Source organism: Paenibacillus sp. E194, from assembly GCF_000935845.1.
GTDB lineage: Bacteria > Bacillota > Bacilli > Paenibacillales > Paenibacillaceae > Paenibacillus_B > Paenibacillus_B alvei_B.
Window position 1 is genome coordinate 25,980 of record NZ_JMDX01000019.1, and the last position, 16,272, is coordinate 42,251.

The following is a 16,272-nucleotide window of genomic DNA, read 5'->3' on the forward strand; positions in this document are numbered from 1 at the left end:
GCAATACCTATTCTATTGCGATATAATAGACTCTCAATCTGGAATTGATAGATTGGGAGAGGGGAAATACTAATGAGTCAGCATAGTATGACTGCGAAGTGTCTTGTATTTGCTCTGGGAACAGCAATTCTGCTCAGCGGCTGCCAAAGCACGGACAAGGCAGCAGTAACATCTGGACAAGAACAAGTTGACCCGGCATTGACACCAGCGCCGGATAATAATAAGCAGGGAGAAGGAAGCGGAGATGGTCAAGGAGAGAATGGCTCAGCCAATACCGATGACACAACATCCGTTACAGCCAAGCTAAAATCGGAATACGGACTCAGCTCCACGATTGAACAGCAAGGCGATAAGACGGTTGTTACGAATCCAGAGTCCATCCTCGTTGTGGTCAATAAGGAGCGTTACTTGCCAGATGGTTATGAGCCGCCGGATCTTGTGGAGCCGAATGTGAAGTTCTCCTTCGAAGAGGCACATGAGAAGCGTCATATGCGCAAGGAAGCGGCAGAGGCGCTTGAGGAGATGTTCAAGCAGGCGAAGGAAGAGGGCGTGACGCTGCATGCCGTATCGGGTTACCGTTCTTTCAAGCGTCAGGAATCCCTATTCAGCCATTATGTGAATACGCAAGGGAAGGAATATGCGGCCCGTGTTAGCGCAGTTCCTGGAACGAGCGAGCATCAGACGGGCCTCACGATGGATTTATCGAGTCCAAGTGTAGACGATGTACTGGAAGAGGTATTCGGTGATTCGGATGAAGGGAAATGGGTGGCTGAACACGCTCACGAATTCGGATTCATTATTCGCTATCCGAAGGACGGGGAGAGCATTACCGGTTATGTGTACGAGCCATGGCATGTCCGCTATGTTGGCAAGGAAGCAGCCAAGGCAACTTATGACGGAAAATTGACGTTAGAACAGTTACTGAAATAATACAAATTATATTACTTAATACGAGAGGCTGAGCTTGGATTTCAAGCTCAGCCTCTCTTCATTCGATTCATCTGTCAACGATTGGGTGCACTACGAGGAAGCGTTCGATTGCTCGTCACGCTTCTCAGCCGCAAACCCTTCGATGCTGTGGCGGCGGCGCTCATTCTTGGCTTGCAAGTTATGACGCTCTGTCGCGCTAATCTCTTCAGCATGCTCAGTTAAATACTGCTCAGTTTCATGCAGTTTGCTCGATGTGTTATCAATTGCATTCTGCAGACGAGCTGCGTTGTTAGAGCGATCATCGGGTTTGGCCATGTTCGTGGTCCTCCTTCGTGATGACAGTTATCGGTTGACGCCGGTGAACATGACAGATCAAGTCCTCCGGCGTCATCGTTACGATGTGCAAATGGTGCGTGTTTTATCCAACCATTTCTCATCCCAAAGATGAATACATCATCACTGCTTATGGGGAGCATTAGCACTATTGAACATTCTCCCAAGGCAAGCCCTTCTGAATCGTGTTCGCCCAATCCTCGTGATTGTATGATAATATTTCTTTGCGCAGCTCCAGCATCTTCCGATCCAACTGATCGACTGCTCTTGCGGCCTCGGTTAACTCTTCTGTTACATGAGCCGGAACCTGCTGTTCGAACTTGTAGTATATAATGTGCTCCAGACTTGCCCAGAAGTCCATGGCAAGCGTACGAAGTTGAATTTCCACATAAATCCAGCGTGTATCCTCGAATAATACGAGCGGTACTTGAACGATGACATGGAGACTCTGGTACCCATTGCTCTTCGGATTTTTAATATAATCCTTGATTTCCACGATACGAATATCTTCACGAGTCTTTAAATGTTCGAGTATGAGATAAATATCCTTAACGAAGGCGCAGACGATACGCATGCCTGCTACGTCATATATTTTGTCCACGATGGAATCCAGCGTCAATGGGAAGCCCTTGCGCTGCAGCTTGCTGAAAATGCTGTTAGGCTCCTTCAGACGCGTCTTAATATGTTCGATGGGCGGATAACCATTGCGTATTTTCCATTCCGCTTGAATGACCTTGATCTTAGTCTCCAGTTCTTCCAATGCAAGCTGATACAAGGTAGGCAACTGCTTTACCTGTTCGTATTGCTTCATAATCATATCGGTTTTGGACATGAAATATCCCCTCAATTTAGCACGGTATAGTAATCGGTTATTCGTCGTTTTTCTTCTATTCCTAAATAACAACATAGCATCTGATCCTATTGTACTGGATAAAGGGTGTGTATTTCAAAACTCAACTTTCGGGCGCAACCCTATATGACAATGTTCCAAGCATCCAGGAGCAGTTGGCTTACTTCAGCCTTCTGTCCATGCACGATTGCTGGGGAACTGATGTACAGCTGCTCGCGTGCCCTCGTTACGGCCACATAAGCAAGCCTGCGTTCCTCTTCAAGGAGAGCATCCTTCGTGCTTGCGTTCTCCGCCTCAGGGCGGAAGGTGTCCTGCATCTGTTCTGCTCGTGTTCCTGTTCGCAGTGCCGCCGAGCGGTCTGGCGGGGTCCCCTTGCGAAGCGCTGTGCGGTGAGGGAGAATTCCATCAGCTGCACCGATTAGGAATACTTCAGGGAACTCCAGGCCCTTGGCGCGATGAATGGTCATGCAGGTGACGGCATTCTCCAGATCCCCGTCCTCTGCACGTTGCATCGCGGCAGGAGCTCTTGTCCCTGCCTGCATTGGTGCTCGTCCAGAAGACAGAGAGCTACCTGTTCGATGCTGTGCTCCATACTCGGGGTTCATCGCAACATACTTCTCCTTCAACTCGTCAATATGCTTCAGGAAGGCCTCGACAGTATCGAAGCGCTTGGCTGAGGACTCCAATTCCTCAAGCGTATCCGCTGCCCCTTCTTGATGAGCGGTTGATCGTTCTCCAGAAGATGCAGCCGTGAACTTGTCATAGAATTCGCGCCGCATCTCTCGTAGCGCGATATACGGCTTCATCGCAGCTAGCTTCTTAATAAGCTTAATGCGTGGCTTGACGGCCTCGCGCTGGAAGGAGGGTAGCTTGTCCCAACTCTGCAGATGGATGAGAGGATATTTCTTGGCCTTGCTCCGCTCTGCTCCCATCAGATATTGCATGCCTGTCTCCCGCGGGACATATAGTGCGGCAACAGCGCTGTCCAGTGCTCTGAACTCACGCGGGGCAATCGACAGCCGAAGATGGTCGATAAGCGGGCGAACAAGATTATGGTCATAGAAAAACGGCTCGGCTCCGAACTGGCGAAATGGAATGCCCTGTATCGTCAAGCATTCAATGAGTGCGCGGCTGCTGTTCGCTGTTCGGTACAGGATAGCGAAGTCCTGCCACGTATGCGTACCGGCACTAACAGCCGCTTGAATATGATCGGCGATAATCTGTGCCTCTTCCTCCGCATCGCGGGGGCGAAGATAGCGCGGCGCACTTGGTGCATGCTCCTTATCCGTCACGACATGAACGCTAGTTGGAGTTCTCATCTGCTTCGGCAGCCGCTCTTCATTATGGGCAATGACCGCATTGCCTAGGCCAACAATGGCTGGTGTAGATCGGAAGTTAAAGTCGAGCGTAACCTGCTTTGCTGCAGGGTATTGATTTTTAAATTCCGTGATATAACGATGGCTTGCTCCATTAAAAGTGAATATCGTCTGATCATCGTCACCGAACACGGCTAAGTTTTGGTGCCCGTCGGTAATTCGTTGAAGTAGTTCATACTGCACAGGCGTCGTATCTTGAAATTCATCTACGAGCACATATTGGAAACGGCGGCGGAGACGCTCAAGCAAGTTAGCGTCTTCCTCCAGCAGCCGTAGAAGATCGATCAGCAGGTCATCGAAGTCTTTGCACCCTTGCTGCGCTTTCTGTTCTTCGAAGCGAATAAGCGCACGCCGCATATCGAGTTCACTTGCATTTGTTGTTTTCCAATCAGTAGGCATCAGGCGGCGCGACTTGAGCGAGGAGAGCGCAGCGAGCGCCGTCTCGGCTTGCAGGGTATCATGCAGCCCAAGCTCTCGTAGTATGCGCTTCATCAAGCCGTGCCGTCTGCGTTCCTCTGCCATCAGTTGGAAGGGAGGCGCATAAGCCTGCAGCAGCTTGAGAGCGAAAGAATGAAAGGTGCGTGCCTGAACCCTGCGAGCCATATCGCGTGTAACGCCGGGCAGCTTGGCAAGGCGCACTCGCATCTCCTGCGCAGCTTTATTTGTGAAGGTGACCAGCCATAGCGAATCCGGTGATACTTCACCGACGGTCATCAAATAGGCAGCTCGTGCAGTCAGCACGGATGTCTTGCCAGATCCGGCTCCTGCCAAGCAGAGCAAGGGCCCGTTTATATGGCGCACTGCATCCCGCTGTGCGTTATGCAGGCGTATCCCTTGTCGCTCTAACGCAGCGAAGAAGTCTGCAGATGCAGGAAGGGCACCGTTGCCGTCATTGCTCGGTTGAGCGCAATCTTGGCGCGAGGCTGTGTATGGGTCTGCCGATTGCGCTGTAGGTACAGGATGTTCCCTCTTTATACCAAATGGAAGAGAGCGCCACTGTGCCCTGACCGTTTCTGATGAAGAAGGAGTGGTCATGATGGTGTATCTCCTTTATGATAGAAATAAGCGTTACATGATATTATACATGTTCTAGCAAGGCAGCGGACAGGGATACATGTTTTGCATGAGCCATGCATACGTTGTTGTTGAAGGCTTGTAATGACAAGTTCAGGTAGAGAATAGCGCATTGCTATTGGCGATAGGTTTCACATCGCTAATACTGCGTTTATTAGTTTAACAGAGGAATTCTGCCGTAATGGCAGTTGAAAGGAGATATTGGGATGAACCGCTTTATACAAGTAATTAAAGATGGTGCTTCAAAAGCATCGGAAAAAGCGCATAACATGATGGAAATGAACCGGGTTCAAGCCCAAATTGTAGAAAAGCGCAAAGAATGGAAGCAGAATGTCTATGAAATTGGCGAACTCGTATATGATGCCTATAAAAAGAATGACTTAACACTTGCGGAGGTAGGTTTGAAGGAAATTGCTAAGCTGAATCTGCTCGTTGAAGAAGAGATCAAGCTTCTGGATTGGAAGGTAAGCGAGCTGCGTAAGCAGAAGCGCTGCGAATGTGGCGAAATTGCCCCATTTGCGGCTAATTATTGTTCGGTATGCGGACGCAAGCTGCCAGAGCCGCCACAAGTGGAGGAAGAAGAGATTGATGAGCTCGGCATGGCCTTCCTGAAGGCCAAGCGGGAAGAACAAGAGGAGGCGGCTGCTGCTCAAGAGGCTGTACGCTATCCAGAACATACCGATTATAAGGAACATGACTATACGTACGAGGAAGAAGATGAGCATGTATTGGAGTCGCATGCGGAAGACTCCCAGAGCAGTGCATCTTCCGATCAAGGCCAGCTTAAACAAGGCGGAGCGGCCGATCGGGATCATGATGACTTGAACGTAACGGTCGGCGGACGCCGAATTACCATTATGAAAGAAGAAGAAATAGCGGGTCGACGCTGTTCGAACTGCAACAGCACGGCAGACGAGGAAGCCAAATGGTGTGAACGGTGCGGGACGCCATTCGTATAAGCATCTGGTTCCGTTGCACCATTCACTTCGCGTAAGTTGAGGCAGTACAGACTGACAACAACCCAGCTGCAAGAAGTCCAAACTGGGAATGGGGAAATGTGTATCAGTCAGCGGATATGCATGGAATGACAATAGGGGCCAGCCATCTATGGAATACGGCGGCCTCTTTTTCATTGTACGAGCAATACGAGTAAGGAGACACCTAGAGCAGGAGGAGTACGATGGAAGGTCAAGGTCTAATTACACATTTACGTTCATTGGGATTTACCGAGATGGAAGCTAAAATTATTGTCAGCCTATCCGAACAAGGTGCGATGACGGGGTATGAGGTTGCTAAGAAACTAGGTGTGTCGCGCTCCAATGTATATGCAGCATTACAGCGGCTCGTTGATCATGGAGTCATTCTGCATCGGGATGGAGACCCCTCTCACTATACGGCATTGCAGCCGGAGGAATTGACGCGCATATTAGCCTCTCGATTAGATTCATCGCTTCACTATATTCGGGAGCACATGCCCGTGACAGAAGCAGATGAGACTTCGTTCTATAGTATCGAAGGTGAGCGGGCGGTTATCGAGACCGTGAAACGCGTACTGCAGGAGGCGAAGCTGGAAATTATCGCAGATGTGTGGCCGGAGGATGCAGCCTTAATTCGGGAGCACTTGGCACTTGCGGAGGCCCGAGGGGTGAAGGTGCTGTGGTCCATCGCGGGTTTAGAGGACAATACAAGTATGCGGGTGCCTTCCTTGTTCGCTACAGATGACATGCGCCACACGCGTCCTTTTGCATTTATTATTGATCGTAAGGAAGCATTGGTTGGGTCTATGGGGGAAGGTGTGGCAACGAAGGCGCTGCTTACAGAGCATGCATCGATCACACGGCTTGTCTTAGGGAAGTTCGTACAGGATCTCGTATTGTACGAATGGCAAAACGAGATGGGAGCTGAAGATGCAGAGGCATTTAACAAGCGGATTCAAGCGGTCATCTCATCGTATTTTGATTAACATCAATCGTGACAGATAAGTGAAAAGTGACCAAAATCCGAAACCGGTCAAAGTATCTTTACGTATAGTAACATATCGGAACGACTAGTATACCAGCAAGCCAAATCGGTGTTTGACATAGATACATGTAATGGATGTTGAAAGACTTCATATGCATGTAAAGTATGTGCCGATCTTCTTTCGGAGAAGATACGAGGAAGGACAGCTTCGCTAAGAGACAGCAAGAGGAGGGCATCGTATGGAGTGCATTGTACATTTTGAAGTTGTTCATCACGGAACTGACGATATCGCGAAGCTTCGCGGCTTAGTTATGACACCAGATAAAGAGAAGCCAACTGTGGATGATATGCAGGAAATGCTGAGCATGATGGGGTATGAAGTTCATTGTACGGATGAAGCAGCGCTTCGCTTCGAACCAGATCACGCGGGTACAGATGTAGAAGAAATTCGGATAAAAAAAGTGGATATGGGAGAGGAAGTATATACACCAGATATGCAGCTTCGCGCAATTGCGGAGCAGCTTATGAGCAAGCCGAACCGTTCCATATAGTCATGTAAGTCTCACCATATCCGAATGGACAAAAAGGCCTTCTTCCTGCAGACATCATCACAAGGATGGTGTGGTGCAGCAAGAAGGCCTTTTATTAAATGATCTTAAAATTGAGAACTTGTCGGACCTGTTCGTTACGCTTTAGCTTCGGACTCGTTCAGGATTGAAGTACAGTGTCCGCAGCGAGTAGCTTCCTTCGGAATTTTCGACAGGCAGTATGGGCAAGACTTTGTTGTCTCTTCTGCTGTTTCTTCCGGCTTCTTGCGATGAAGCGCATTGATTCCTTTAATGAGCAGGAATACGGAGAAGGCAACAAGGATGAAGTCGATAATAATGCTAATAAATTGGCCGTATGCGATAACGGGAATTCCCGCCGCTTGTGCTTGGGCCAATGACGATACGTCTTGATCGCTCAAGTTAAGGAACAAATCCTTAAAGTTGACGCCGCCCATCAATAATCCGAGTGGAGGCATAACTAAGTCGTTGACCACCGAAGTCACGATCTTGTTGAAGGCAGCACCGAGAATAACACCGACTGCCAGATCGATGACGTTGCCGCGCATTGCAAATTGTTTGAACTCTGTGAAGAATGATTTGACTTTTGAATCTCCCACTACTGGTTCCCCTTTCTCATGTAGGCATTACCATGTAATACTTACCCTTAATTGTGATACAGAAACAGCTTGTTAGACAATCTTCGATTCGTAATGATGACTTGATGAAGGCTGAAGCATGAGCAGCTTATGTCTACCGACTGCAGCTTGGAGCGGGGTAGTGCCTGTCCGTTCCCCATCTCCATAGGCAACGCGATCGATCGATGAAGTGATATGAACATTGTGTCCATGCAGCATCGAGACATAAGGCAGATTCACATGCTTGCCAGAGAATACGGTCGGGAATAGCCTCATTAAGGTCCAACGGGTGCAGCTGTGCACAATGCATATATCCAGCTCGCCGTCATGTGGGTCAGCGTGTGGACAGATGCGGATTCCTCCCCCGTAGGAAGAGGAGTTGGCGATAGCCGTTAGCCACACGTTGTCATAATGATGTATGGTACCGTTGATTGTAATGGCGGCTCTTGCGGGCTTAAACGTGAACATCGTGATGATCGCACCGATCAAATAGGCAGCGGAGCCTATTCGGAGTTGGTTGCACCAACGCTTATAACGGCTCTGGTTGACGGCTTCTGCTACTTCCGCATCAAATCCTGTCGCCAAAGCAGTCAATGTCCACTTGTCGTTAATCTGGATCAAATCGACAGCATTTCGCCGCCCGTGAAGAATGGTATGCAATGCTTGCAATGGTTCAGTAGGTATATGAAATCCTCGAGCGGTATCATTGCCTGAGCCAGCAGGAATAACTCCTAATACAGCTTGGGTACCTGCTAGAATAGGCAGTAGTCGATGAATCGTTCCATCTCCGCCGAGTACCACAATCGTAGAACGAGGGTATTTCGTAAGATGAGCACTTACGTGCATCTCTGCTTCTTCGGGTGTTGCTGTCACGCAGGAGGAATATTCGATTTCTAGCTGCTGCATGCGCGACTCTATCAATTGCCATGTGCGCAGCCCTTTTCCATTTCCTGCATGTTGATTGATTACAAAGAGCATCAAGATTCCATCTCTCCCATGTTTGCCGAATCCAAGACGTTTCATACGGGCACTATATTGAGATTGCAACTGACTATTATTCTGTTTACTGCTATTCCATAATAGCAGAACGTTCTCTGTTTGGGGTGATTTTCGGGCAGGAAGTTTATATCAAATGTAAATGTTTGTGAGAGAGATTCATGAACATTGTTCAAAATTGAGTATTTCTTGCTTATGTCGAAAAGGGAAAATGGGGAAGCTGTCGAATGGATATTAAGAAACATTTTCCATATTTGCTCATGTGAATAGTTCAGGGGAGGGACAAGGTAATGTCCATGTTCAACCGTTTCCTAGGGAGCATTGGTCTTGGCACGGCCCAGATCGATACGCTTCTGGAGCGTGGAAGATATGCACCAAGTGAGGAATTGCGTGGAATTGTGAAGCTGCGGGGAGGCCATATCCCACAGTATGTCGAGCGCCTTGATCTTGTATTAATGACGGAGTATGCGCGCCAATTGGATGGTCGAAGTGAGCGCAGTTATTGTGAGCTTGAGCGCTATACAATCCGTGAATCCTTCACGCTAGGTACGAGTGAGACGAAGGATGAGTCATTCTCCATTGTGCTGCCGAATCGGGTTCCACTTACGATTGATAACACCCCTGTATGGCTAATGATAGAGCTAGGCGTAGACCGTACTAGTGACATCGAGCCAAATGACCACGATCGAATCGAAATTATCCCTACGGTTGAGCAGAGCATTGTAATTGACGGTGTGAACCGACTTGGCTTCCGACTGCGAACTGCGGACTGTATCCATGCCCCACGAATCGGCGGTAAATTCCCATTTGTACAGCAATTCGAATTCATTCCTACCTCTTATTTTCGCGGAGAAGTTGAAGAGATGGAGCTCATCTTTTTGGCGGCAGAACACCAGACAGAGCTGCTTGTCTATCTCAATGGACGTGCGCGTAATGTGCGGGGGATACTTGTGGATACGGACACGACAGTTGATCATTTCCTTCGCTTTCCGCTTACGAACCTCGAATGGCGCAGCATGGGGGCCGAAGGCTTCGCGGGTGAACTAGCGGAAATGATCCGGCAGCACTTGTAATCGTTCCAGATGTGCAAGGTAAGATTGCCTCTCGCTTCATCGATTGGCTATTTGAATCCGATATACATAACGAGGGGAGAGATTCGGGGCTGCAGGCAGCTTGGAATCTCTCCCTATCATTTTAAGGAAGCATGAACATATGCGGCTTATTTGTCGCCACGGTCGGTATGCTTGCGTGGACTCGTTTGCTTGGATTGCTTCTGCCTTGTCTCATCTGATTTGGCAATAAGCCGCTGATCCGTCTCACCCGTGTGGTGATTGTCGAACAAATATTGTTGGAGCTCCCACTCCGAAGCACCAAGCTGAGGATCAGATGGGAAGGTCTGACCGCGGTGCAATACTTCTTCGCGTCCCCATTCATTGGCATAGATGCCGTCCACTTCAACATGTTCCCTCGATATCGGATTCATCTTATGGTCATTTTCAGTCATGCAGGCCATGAGCTCCTTTCGTTTGCTGCGTGCAAGCAGCAAGCTTCAGGTGATGGATCATCACCTCATTGAATGCTCTTATTAAGGTGCCCTGCCTACTTGAAAATATCCTGTGATGAATACAAAGGAAACGAATCAGTTATTTCAAAGAATGAATTCGATTCCGAGTAAATGATGTCTACAGCTTCTACAGTTGATAATGAGCTTCGAGCTTCTTCCCGCCGAGCCAGAGCAGGAACAGAACAGCAACCGCGACTAGAATGCGCCATGGCTGATGGATAAATCCCTGCCAGTCATGGCCGATGAAGGCCATGATGAATATGACAACCGACTTCCCGGCAAATACGGCACACATGAATGTACGAAACGGGATCGTGCTAATTCCTGCGGCGATATTGATTAGCGCTGATGGTGTGAATGGGAAACAATATAAGATGAACAATGGTGTGAATCCTTTGGTCTCCAGCCACGAGAAGAATCGCTGCGATGAAGGCATGTTCTTCTGCAGGTAAGCGCTGAACCGGCCGCCGAACTTACGAGCCAGCCAGAATACTAGGCAAGCCCCGAGACTTGCGCCAATCCAGGAATAGAGGAAGCCAAGCCCTAAGCCGTAAGCTGCTGCATTTGCCATAACAAATACGATAAGCGGCAAGAAAGGCAGGATGGCTTCCACGAGCGGGAGCAATATGCCAGGTAACGGCCCCAAGTTCGAATATTGCTGCATCCAATGCTCGACTTGATTCATATCTAAATGTTTAAGCCAACTGATTGTGTTATGTATCCACTCCCACAAAACAAGTTCCCCCCGATGTTGAAACTACAGTTTCTTACGCTGTTATTAGTACATGTAACGTATGAGCGTTCTAATAGTTTCATTGTCTTGAATCTACTGCGATTTATGAATGAGGTAAAACGGAAACCTCATTACAATTTCCGGAACTCACCGGAACTCGTTGCATAATGGTTCGTTGAAGCTATTGCTCGGCAAACCAGCGGGTTGGAAACAGCAAATATACGATGGAGACGATACCGAATAATGCCGCGCTAATCCATACGACCATGCTGGCAGACGTAGCGCTCGCAATGAAGCCCCCGAGAACTGGGCCGATGAGGACGCCAATGCCCTCCACAGTGGATAACAGACTCCATCCCAGTCCTTTCTGACTAGGCGGGACATAGAGGGCGAGCAGTGCATTCCACGCAGGAAGCACTGCGGAATATGACAGGCCAAGAACCACGGCAAGTCCGTAAGCCATTAACTTCGACGGGTGCAGTGACAATGAGGCAAGCGTCAGGGCGAATATGCCGAATCCAATCACAAGGAACGGCTTGCGGCTGCTCTTATCTGACCATTTGCCCATCGGGACTAGCCCAAGTACTGTACAGCCGCCACCGAGGAGCAGAAGAAGTGAGTATTCTCTATGCTCGGTGAATGATAAAGATTCTGCAACAAATGTGGGCAGAATCGGCACGAGCATACTTGCTCCGAGTGTTTGCAGAATCATGCCGGGCAGCAGCGGCTTAATCGCCTTCAGCTTCTCGCGCAGCGCCTCCCACTGCTCACGAAGCGGAACAGAGACACGTTCCGCTTGCTTGCCGCCTGAGACGAAAAAGCTAAGCAGCCAAGCGGCAATGGACAAGGCAACAAGCAGCCAATACGAGAATGCAGGCTTATAGTCTAGGATGAGATTCAACACGACGGGGCCGGCGCCCATCCCAACCAGCCATATCATATAGAGAAAGCCCATTTGGGCAGCGCGTTGATCTTCCTTTACCTTCGTTAAGCAGACAATCCATACGGGAGATATTCCTACACCATATAAGGCTGCTGCGAAGATGAACACCCATGGAATATTCCCGTAATGGAACAGAGAGATCCCTGCCAGTGAAATAAATAATCCAATATTAATAATCAATCTGGCGGAGAAACGATCCAGCAAATATCCGATAGCTGTTTTGAGCAGCGTATCCGTCAAGTAATGTGCGGTAGTCGCGGCCCCGATAATGGCAAGGCTAATATACAGCATGTTCTGGCCATAGATGGGGATGAATGAGACGAGCGCTGCTCCACGCACGAATTCTACGAAGAATAAGATGACAGCTAGCAGCACGATGTCTCGCCCCATGCCTAATGCACGAATTTCTTTCACATGCAACGCCCCTTTCCTGATTGTACCATTATATCGTGCGGCACTAGCCGTCGCCAGCAGCGATAGTCGGATTGAATATTAAGAATATGTAGCAGCAGACAGCAGTTGCTCTTCCATCCAACGCTTCGGATGTCTCCACCGGCATACATGTGGATTGCCAGCGAACACGGCAGTAAGGGAGCGTGACGGCACTACATATATCACTTGTCCGCCATGACCAACTGCACAAGCTGCCTCCTCGCTGCCTAGTTGATGGAGCCACCATTGGTAGCCGTAGGCGCCAAAAGCCGGAATGCCAGGTGAATAGGGGCGATGCGATTCCGTAATCCATATAGAGGGTATGACGTTAATGCGCTCGTCTGATCCTTCATTACCAGCAGGTTGGATGGAACCGCCGTCTAGTATGAGCTGGCCGAATCGAAGCATATCTGGGCCAGTCAGCCAGAGACCAACATGGCCTGCTGCATGCCCGTCGGGGGATAAGTCCCAGCGGTAATGATCGATGCCTATTGGAGATAGGAGATGCGCTCTTGCATATTCATCTGCACGTATCCCGGTGCAGGAGGTGAGCAGGATCGATAACAGATGGGAATCAATGCTCCGATATTGAAATTGTCCGAACCGTTCGGGATGGACGGGCAGTCGCAGCGCATACTTCACCCAGCTGCTGCTGTTATGGAAGCTGCGTATCCAGCGCTCTCCGAGTCGATTGCCTGTCTCCCACAGCAAACCTGATGTCATTGTAAGCAAATGCTTGAAGGTAATGCGGTGCCACCAAGTATCTCTCTGGTGTTTGCTCACGATGTCTTGCGGCAAATAGTCAGCGATTGGTTCATGCAGCGAAGGCATGTCCCCGCGATGAATGGCAATGCCCACGAGTGTTGAAATGAAGCTTTTGGTAGCGGAGCGCAGATCATAGAATTGCCCAGGTCTTACTCCTTCGGCATACACCTCTGCGATTACTTGTCCATGACGCGCACACGCGAAGTAATACATACGGGGGAACAATTTAGGCAGCGTATCCAATGCCTGCTGCAATTTACCGTGGTCAAATCCAGCCTGTTCCGCTGCGTCAGCTTGAATCGGACTCGAGGGATGCTGATTCATTTGAGATTGCTCCTGTTTATTGTAGTAGTAATGGAATTTCAGCCTTACGACAGCATGATTACGCGTTGTATGTTAACTCTAATGTTGTTACTAGCATACCCAATGGAGAAATGATTAAGATATGTTGGTGTGATTTTGCAGCTCGGCTGAATATGATATACTAAGACTAAAAGGTTGCAAATTCCAGTAAGTGAAGCGATAGTCCAATTGGTTCTCCGTTGCGGGGCATGATCTACAACGCTTTGGGAGGGAATTTTCATGGCAACAAAAGGTCACAACGAAGTGAAAGAAAGCTTGTTGGAGATGACACGTATTTTCCGTCCGAAGAATCCTCGGAAATTCGTGAAGGAGTACATCCGGAAGTATCGGATTATGGGCGGCTATGAAGATGAATTAACTCAGCTTGTAGAATTGGAAATGTGCAAAATGGATACCAGTGTGTCGTAACCGTCTCTGTTCAGACATTACGAGGAACTGAAGTGCAAACCTGCGAATGTAAGGAATAACTGAGAATACGTACAGAGTAGGCGCTCCGGTAATCGGAGCGCCTTGTTTGCGTATGGATGGGTTTAAATGAAAGGGTTACAATAGGGCTTCTATAACAGATGATCCCGTTCATATACTTATGAATGGGACATGTAAAGCTGGGGGAGTAAGCGATGGAAAATACGAAGACTGCTGCGCAGCTAGAGCTAATGCAAAAGGCAGGATACTTGGCAGCCCGCTGCCATCGTGAAGTGGCGTCAAGGCTTGCACCTGGCGTTACGACGGTGGAGATTGATCAGTTCGTAGAGCGCTGGTTATTGCAGCAGGGAGCAACTGCTGAGCAGAAAGGGTATTATGGATATCCGTATGCAACATGTGCTTCAGTGAATCAGGTTGTATGTCATGGATACCCGTCTGCAAAACCTCTTCAATCAGGTGACCTCGTTACGATAGATTTTGTGGTGAATTACAAAGGATGGCTCGCAGATATGGCATGGACCTATGGAATTGGCCACGTGCAACCTGAGGCTAAGCGTCTTATGCAACAGACACTTCGTGCATTGCGATATGCAGCGAAGTTGGCGACTCCTGGAAGGGCGGTTGGAGATATAGCGGCTGCGATCGGACGCATGGGGCGTGATGCGGGCTATGGGGTCGTAACCGCGCTTGTGGGGCATGGTATCGGGCAGTCTATTCATGAACCTCCTGATATTCCGAATGATGGGTGGCCTGGATGCGGACCAAATTTGGAGGAAGGGATGGTCATAACGCTTGAACCGATATTTACGCTAGGTACATATGGTGGTGTGATTCTGGGTGCAGATGGATGGACTGTTGCTACATGTGACGGTTCCTGGGGAGCGCACTTCGAGCATACCGTGGCGGTGACTGCAGATGGTCCGCGTATTTTGACTTGTCTTCCATTTACACTAGGGGAAAGAATAATTCGTCAGGGAAATTAGGATAAGGCTGAACAACTATTTACCATAATTATATAGGTAGAAATATGAGGGAGTGATGCGGCTGCATCCCCCCCTAAAACTAAGTGCAAGTAACATCCCTCATTCTCATCGTCAGTTAGATCTGTTCAACGTCTCATGAGTTGTTAGTGCATAGTGCGTTGTATAAGCTTCATAATATCCGCCTCTGCGAATTGCAGGGAGTCTCCAGGATAAGCGTGCATGACATAAGGAGTTAATCCGTTGAATAAGTCCATATTGGCGCTAATTCGAACATGCTTCACCCCAGAGGTCTGACTCCGAACCGTCTTGTCGATGGTATGAAGGAGCTCATCTGATAATTTGTCGCTCTGCTTCACTGTACGTACCGGACTATCCGAAGTAATGAAGCGCGGGGGCCAGCGATTCGCCTCACGTTCCATATGCCCAGCTGTATTTGGGGCACCGATTCGGGATTGCTCATGCTTGCCTCCGCTGCCGATTGTACCTAGGCCTGTGCCATCAAGCGTGAGTGCGACATAAGCGGTATCCTTATGCTGCAAGACATAGGCTACACTGACTCCATCCAGATGTCCGACAGCATCGCTGACAAATTGATTGATGAACAGAGGACGCGGATTAGACAATGCCTGCGGCTGAGATGTGGAATGGGACTGCTTTGTGTTTTGTTTCGTACGATAGTTGCTTTCGGTGCCCATTTGGGGCAACGGGGTTCCAGAAGGTGCTGATTGCTCCTTGACCTTCCGATCTGCATAGTTCGCCTTCGTGTTGCCTCCCGGCGACCTTGACTTCTCAGCCTCCATCCCAGCACAGCCGGAAGAGACCAGCATGACAGCGGCGATTATAAATGTGACAATCCAGTGAACATGATTTGCGTTGTTGTGAACATCATTTGACAACTCCATTCAACCTCCTTATTTACTTCCATTAGTGTTCAAAAATCAACATGCGAGTATGCGGAATATAGATTTTTGTGATCAAAACAGGCAGGAAACTGCCAGAAATTGAGTGGTTTCGACAAAGGCAAGCAGTCTCATTTTGTATTTTGTAACCGTTTACAAATACTGATATAAAGCCGTTTTTCGGAGTATTTGAACACTTTGTGAACTGACCGGGAAACATTGACAAATAAATATATGGAAATTATATTTAGGTAAGTGATTGTAGTAATTGACAGGATTACGACATCCGTGTTTAAACCGGGGCCTGCCTGAAGGCATTCGAACATGAGAATGACTTCCGACGAAGGATTCTTACCGGTCTGAATTCGAATATGCATGCGCCTTCATTGCGCAATGGATTCGTTGCGCAATGAATGATTGGTTAATATTGGCTTATCTGGATGGACGGCAGCTTGTACTC

General features: G+C 48.7%; 17 protein-coding genes. 7 read left to right on the forward strand and 10 right to left on the reverse strand.

Annotation, left to right across the window (positions count from 1 at the left end):
* Window positions 1-72 precede the first annotated feature (72 nt).
* Window positions 73-930, forward strand: coding sequence for a M15 family metallopeptidase (locus AZ66_RS04450; protein WP_044353756.1), 858 nt, complete (start codon window positions 73-75; stop codon window positions 928-930).
* A 90-nt stretch (window positions 931-1,020) separates the two neighbouring features.
* Here AZ66_RS04450 and tlp read toward each other — a convergent pair whose 3' ends face one another.
* The 3 genes from tlp to AZ66_RS04465 form a co-directional block, all read right to left on the reverse strand.
* Complete coding sequence (tlp, locus tag AZ66_RS04455; RefSeq protein ID WP_021256236.1) at window positions 1,021-1,245, reverse strand: small acid-soluble spore protein Tlp; 225 nt, start codon at window positions 1,243-1,245, stop codon at window positions 1,021-1,023.
* 166 nt (window positions 1,246-1,411) lie between these two features.
* Window positions 1,412-2,095 (reverse strand): GTP pyrophosphokinase, encoded by a 684-nt coding sequence (locus tag AZ66_RS04460; RefSeq protein WP_052648389.1) that lies wholly within the window; start codon window positions 2,093-2,095, stop codon window positions 1,412-1,414.
* 140 nt (window positions 2,096-2,235) lie between these two features.
* On the reverse strand, window positions 2,236-4,524 hold the full coding sequence (locus tag AZ66_RS04465; RefSeq protein ID WP_044353757.1) for an ATP-dependent helicase: 2,289 nt from the start codon (window positions 4,522-4,524) through the stop codon (window positions 2,236-2,238).
* Between the two features lie 245 nt (window positions 4,525-4,769).
* Here AZ66_RS04465 and AZ66_RS04470 point away from each other — a divergent pair, with 245 nt between their 5' ends.
* The 3 genes from AZ66_RS04470 to AZ66_RS04480 all read left to right on the forward strand — a co-directional run bounded on the left by AZ66_RS04470 (window position 4,770) and on the right by AZ66_RS04480 (window position 7,076).
* Entirely contained in the window at window positions 4,770-5,522 is a 753-nt protein-coding gene (locus tag AZ66_RS04470) for a hypothetical protein (protein ID WP_044353758.1), read from the forward strand.
* 221 nt (window positions 5,523-5,743) lie between these two features.
* On the forward strand, window positions 5,744-6,526 hold the full coding sequence (locus tag AZ66_RS04475; RefSeq protein ID WP_044353759.1) for a TrmB family transcriptional regulator: 783 nt from the start codon (window positions 5,744-5,746) through the stop codon (window positions 6,524-6,526).
* A 238-nt stretch (window positions 6,527-6,764) separates the two neighbouring features.
* Window positions 6,765-7,076: a hypothetical protein gene (locus AZ66_RS04480; RefSeq protein WP_021261274.1), complete on the forward strand. Its 312-nt coding sequence runs from the start codon at window positions 6,765-6,767 to the stop codon at window positions 7,074-7,076.
* Window positions 7,077-7,210: 134 nt separating this feature from the next.
* Here AZ66_RS04480 and mscL read toward each other — a convergent pair whose 3' ends face one another.
* Together mscL and AZ66_RS04490 are read right to left on the reverse strand one after the other, a co-directional pair.
* A complete protein-coding gene (mscL, locus tag AZ66_RS04485; RefSeq protein ID WP_021261273.1) occupies window positions 7,211-7,690 on the reverse strand; it encodes a large conductance mechanosensitive channel protein MscL in 480 nt (159 codons plus the stop codon).
* A gap of 72 nt (window positions 7,691-7,762) precedes the next feature.
* On the reverse strand, window positions 7,763-8,686 hold the full coding sequence (locus tag AZ66_RS04490) for a diacylglycerol/lipid kinase family protein (protein ID WP_044353770.1): 924 nt from the start codon (window positions 8,684-8,686) through the stop codon (window positions 7,763-7,765).
* Window positions 8,687-8,994: 308 nt separating this feature from the next.
* On the opposite strand from AZ66_RS04490, the gene AZ66_RS04495 reads away from it, so the two are divergent.
* Entirely contained in the window at window positions 8,995-9,777 is a 783-nt protein-coding gene (locus AZ66_RS04495) for a sporulation protein (protein ID WP_044353760.1), read from the forward strand.
* A 146-nt stretch (window positions 9,778-9,923) separates the two neighbouring features.
* Here the strand turns inward: AZ66_RS04495 and AZ66_RS04500 are convergent, their stop codons facing one another.
* The 4 genes from AZ66_RS04500 to AZ66_RS04515 form a co-directional block, all read right to left on the reverse strand.
* Complete coding sequence (locus AZ66_RS04500) at window positions 9,924-10,208, reverse strand: hypothetical protein (protein WP_021256227.1); 285 nt, start codon at window positions 10,206-10,208, stop codon at window positions 9,924-9,926.
* A 187-nt stretch (window positions 10,209-10,395) separates the two neighbouring features.
* Complete coding sequence (locus tag AZ66_RS04505; protein WP_021261270.1) at window positions 10,396-11,001, reverse strand: TVP38/TMEM64 family protein; 606 nt, start codon at window positions 10,999-11,001, stop codon at window positions 10,396-10,398.
* A 181-nt stretch (window positions 11,002-11,182) separates the two neighbouring features.
* On the reverse strand, window positions 11,183-12,358 hold the full coding sequence (locus AZ66_RS04510) for an MFS transporter (protein WP_082061452.1): 1,176 nt from the start codon (window positions 12,356-12,358) through the stop codon (window positions 11,183-11,185).
* 78 nt (window positions 12,359-12,436) lie between these two features.
* Window positions 12,437-13,465, reverse strand: a complete 1,029-nt coding sequence (locus tag AZ66_RS04515; RefSeq protein WP_044353761.1) for a serine hydrolase domain-containing protein — start codon at window positions 13,463-13,465, stop codon at window positions 12,437-12,439.
* Between the two features lie 258 nt (window positions 13,466-13,723).
* On the opposite strand from AZ66_RS04515, the gene AZ66_RS04520 reads away from it, so the two are divergent.
* Entirely contained in the window at window positions 13,724-13,912 is a 189-nt protein-coding gene (locus AZ66_RS04520) for a hypothetical protein (protein ID WP_044353762.1), read from the forward strand.
* 212 nt (window positions 13,913-14,124) lie between these two features.
* Complete coding sequence (gene map / locus AZ66_RS04525; RefSeq protein ID WP_044353763.1) at window positions 14,125-14,913, forward strand: type I methionyl aminopeptidase; 789 nt, start codon at window positions 14,125-14,127, stop codon at window positions 14,911-14,913.
* A 143-nt stretch (window positions 14,914-15,056) separates the two neighbouring features.
* On the opposite strand, the gene AZ66_RS04530 is transcribed toward map, so the two are convergent.
* Entirely contained in the window at window positions 15,057-15,815 is a 759-nt protein-coding gene (locus tag AZ66_RS04530; protein ID WP_044353764.1) for a hypothetical protein, read from the reverse strand.
* Window positions 15,816-16,272: the final 457 nt, after the last annotated feature.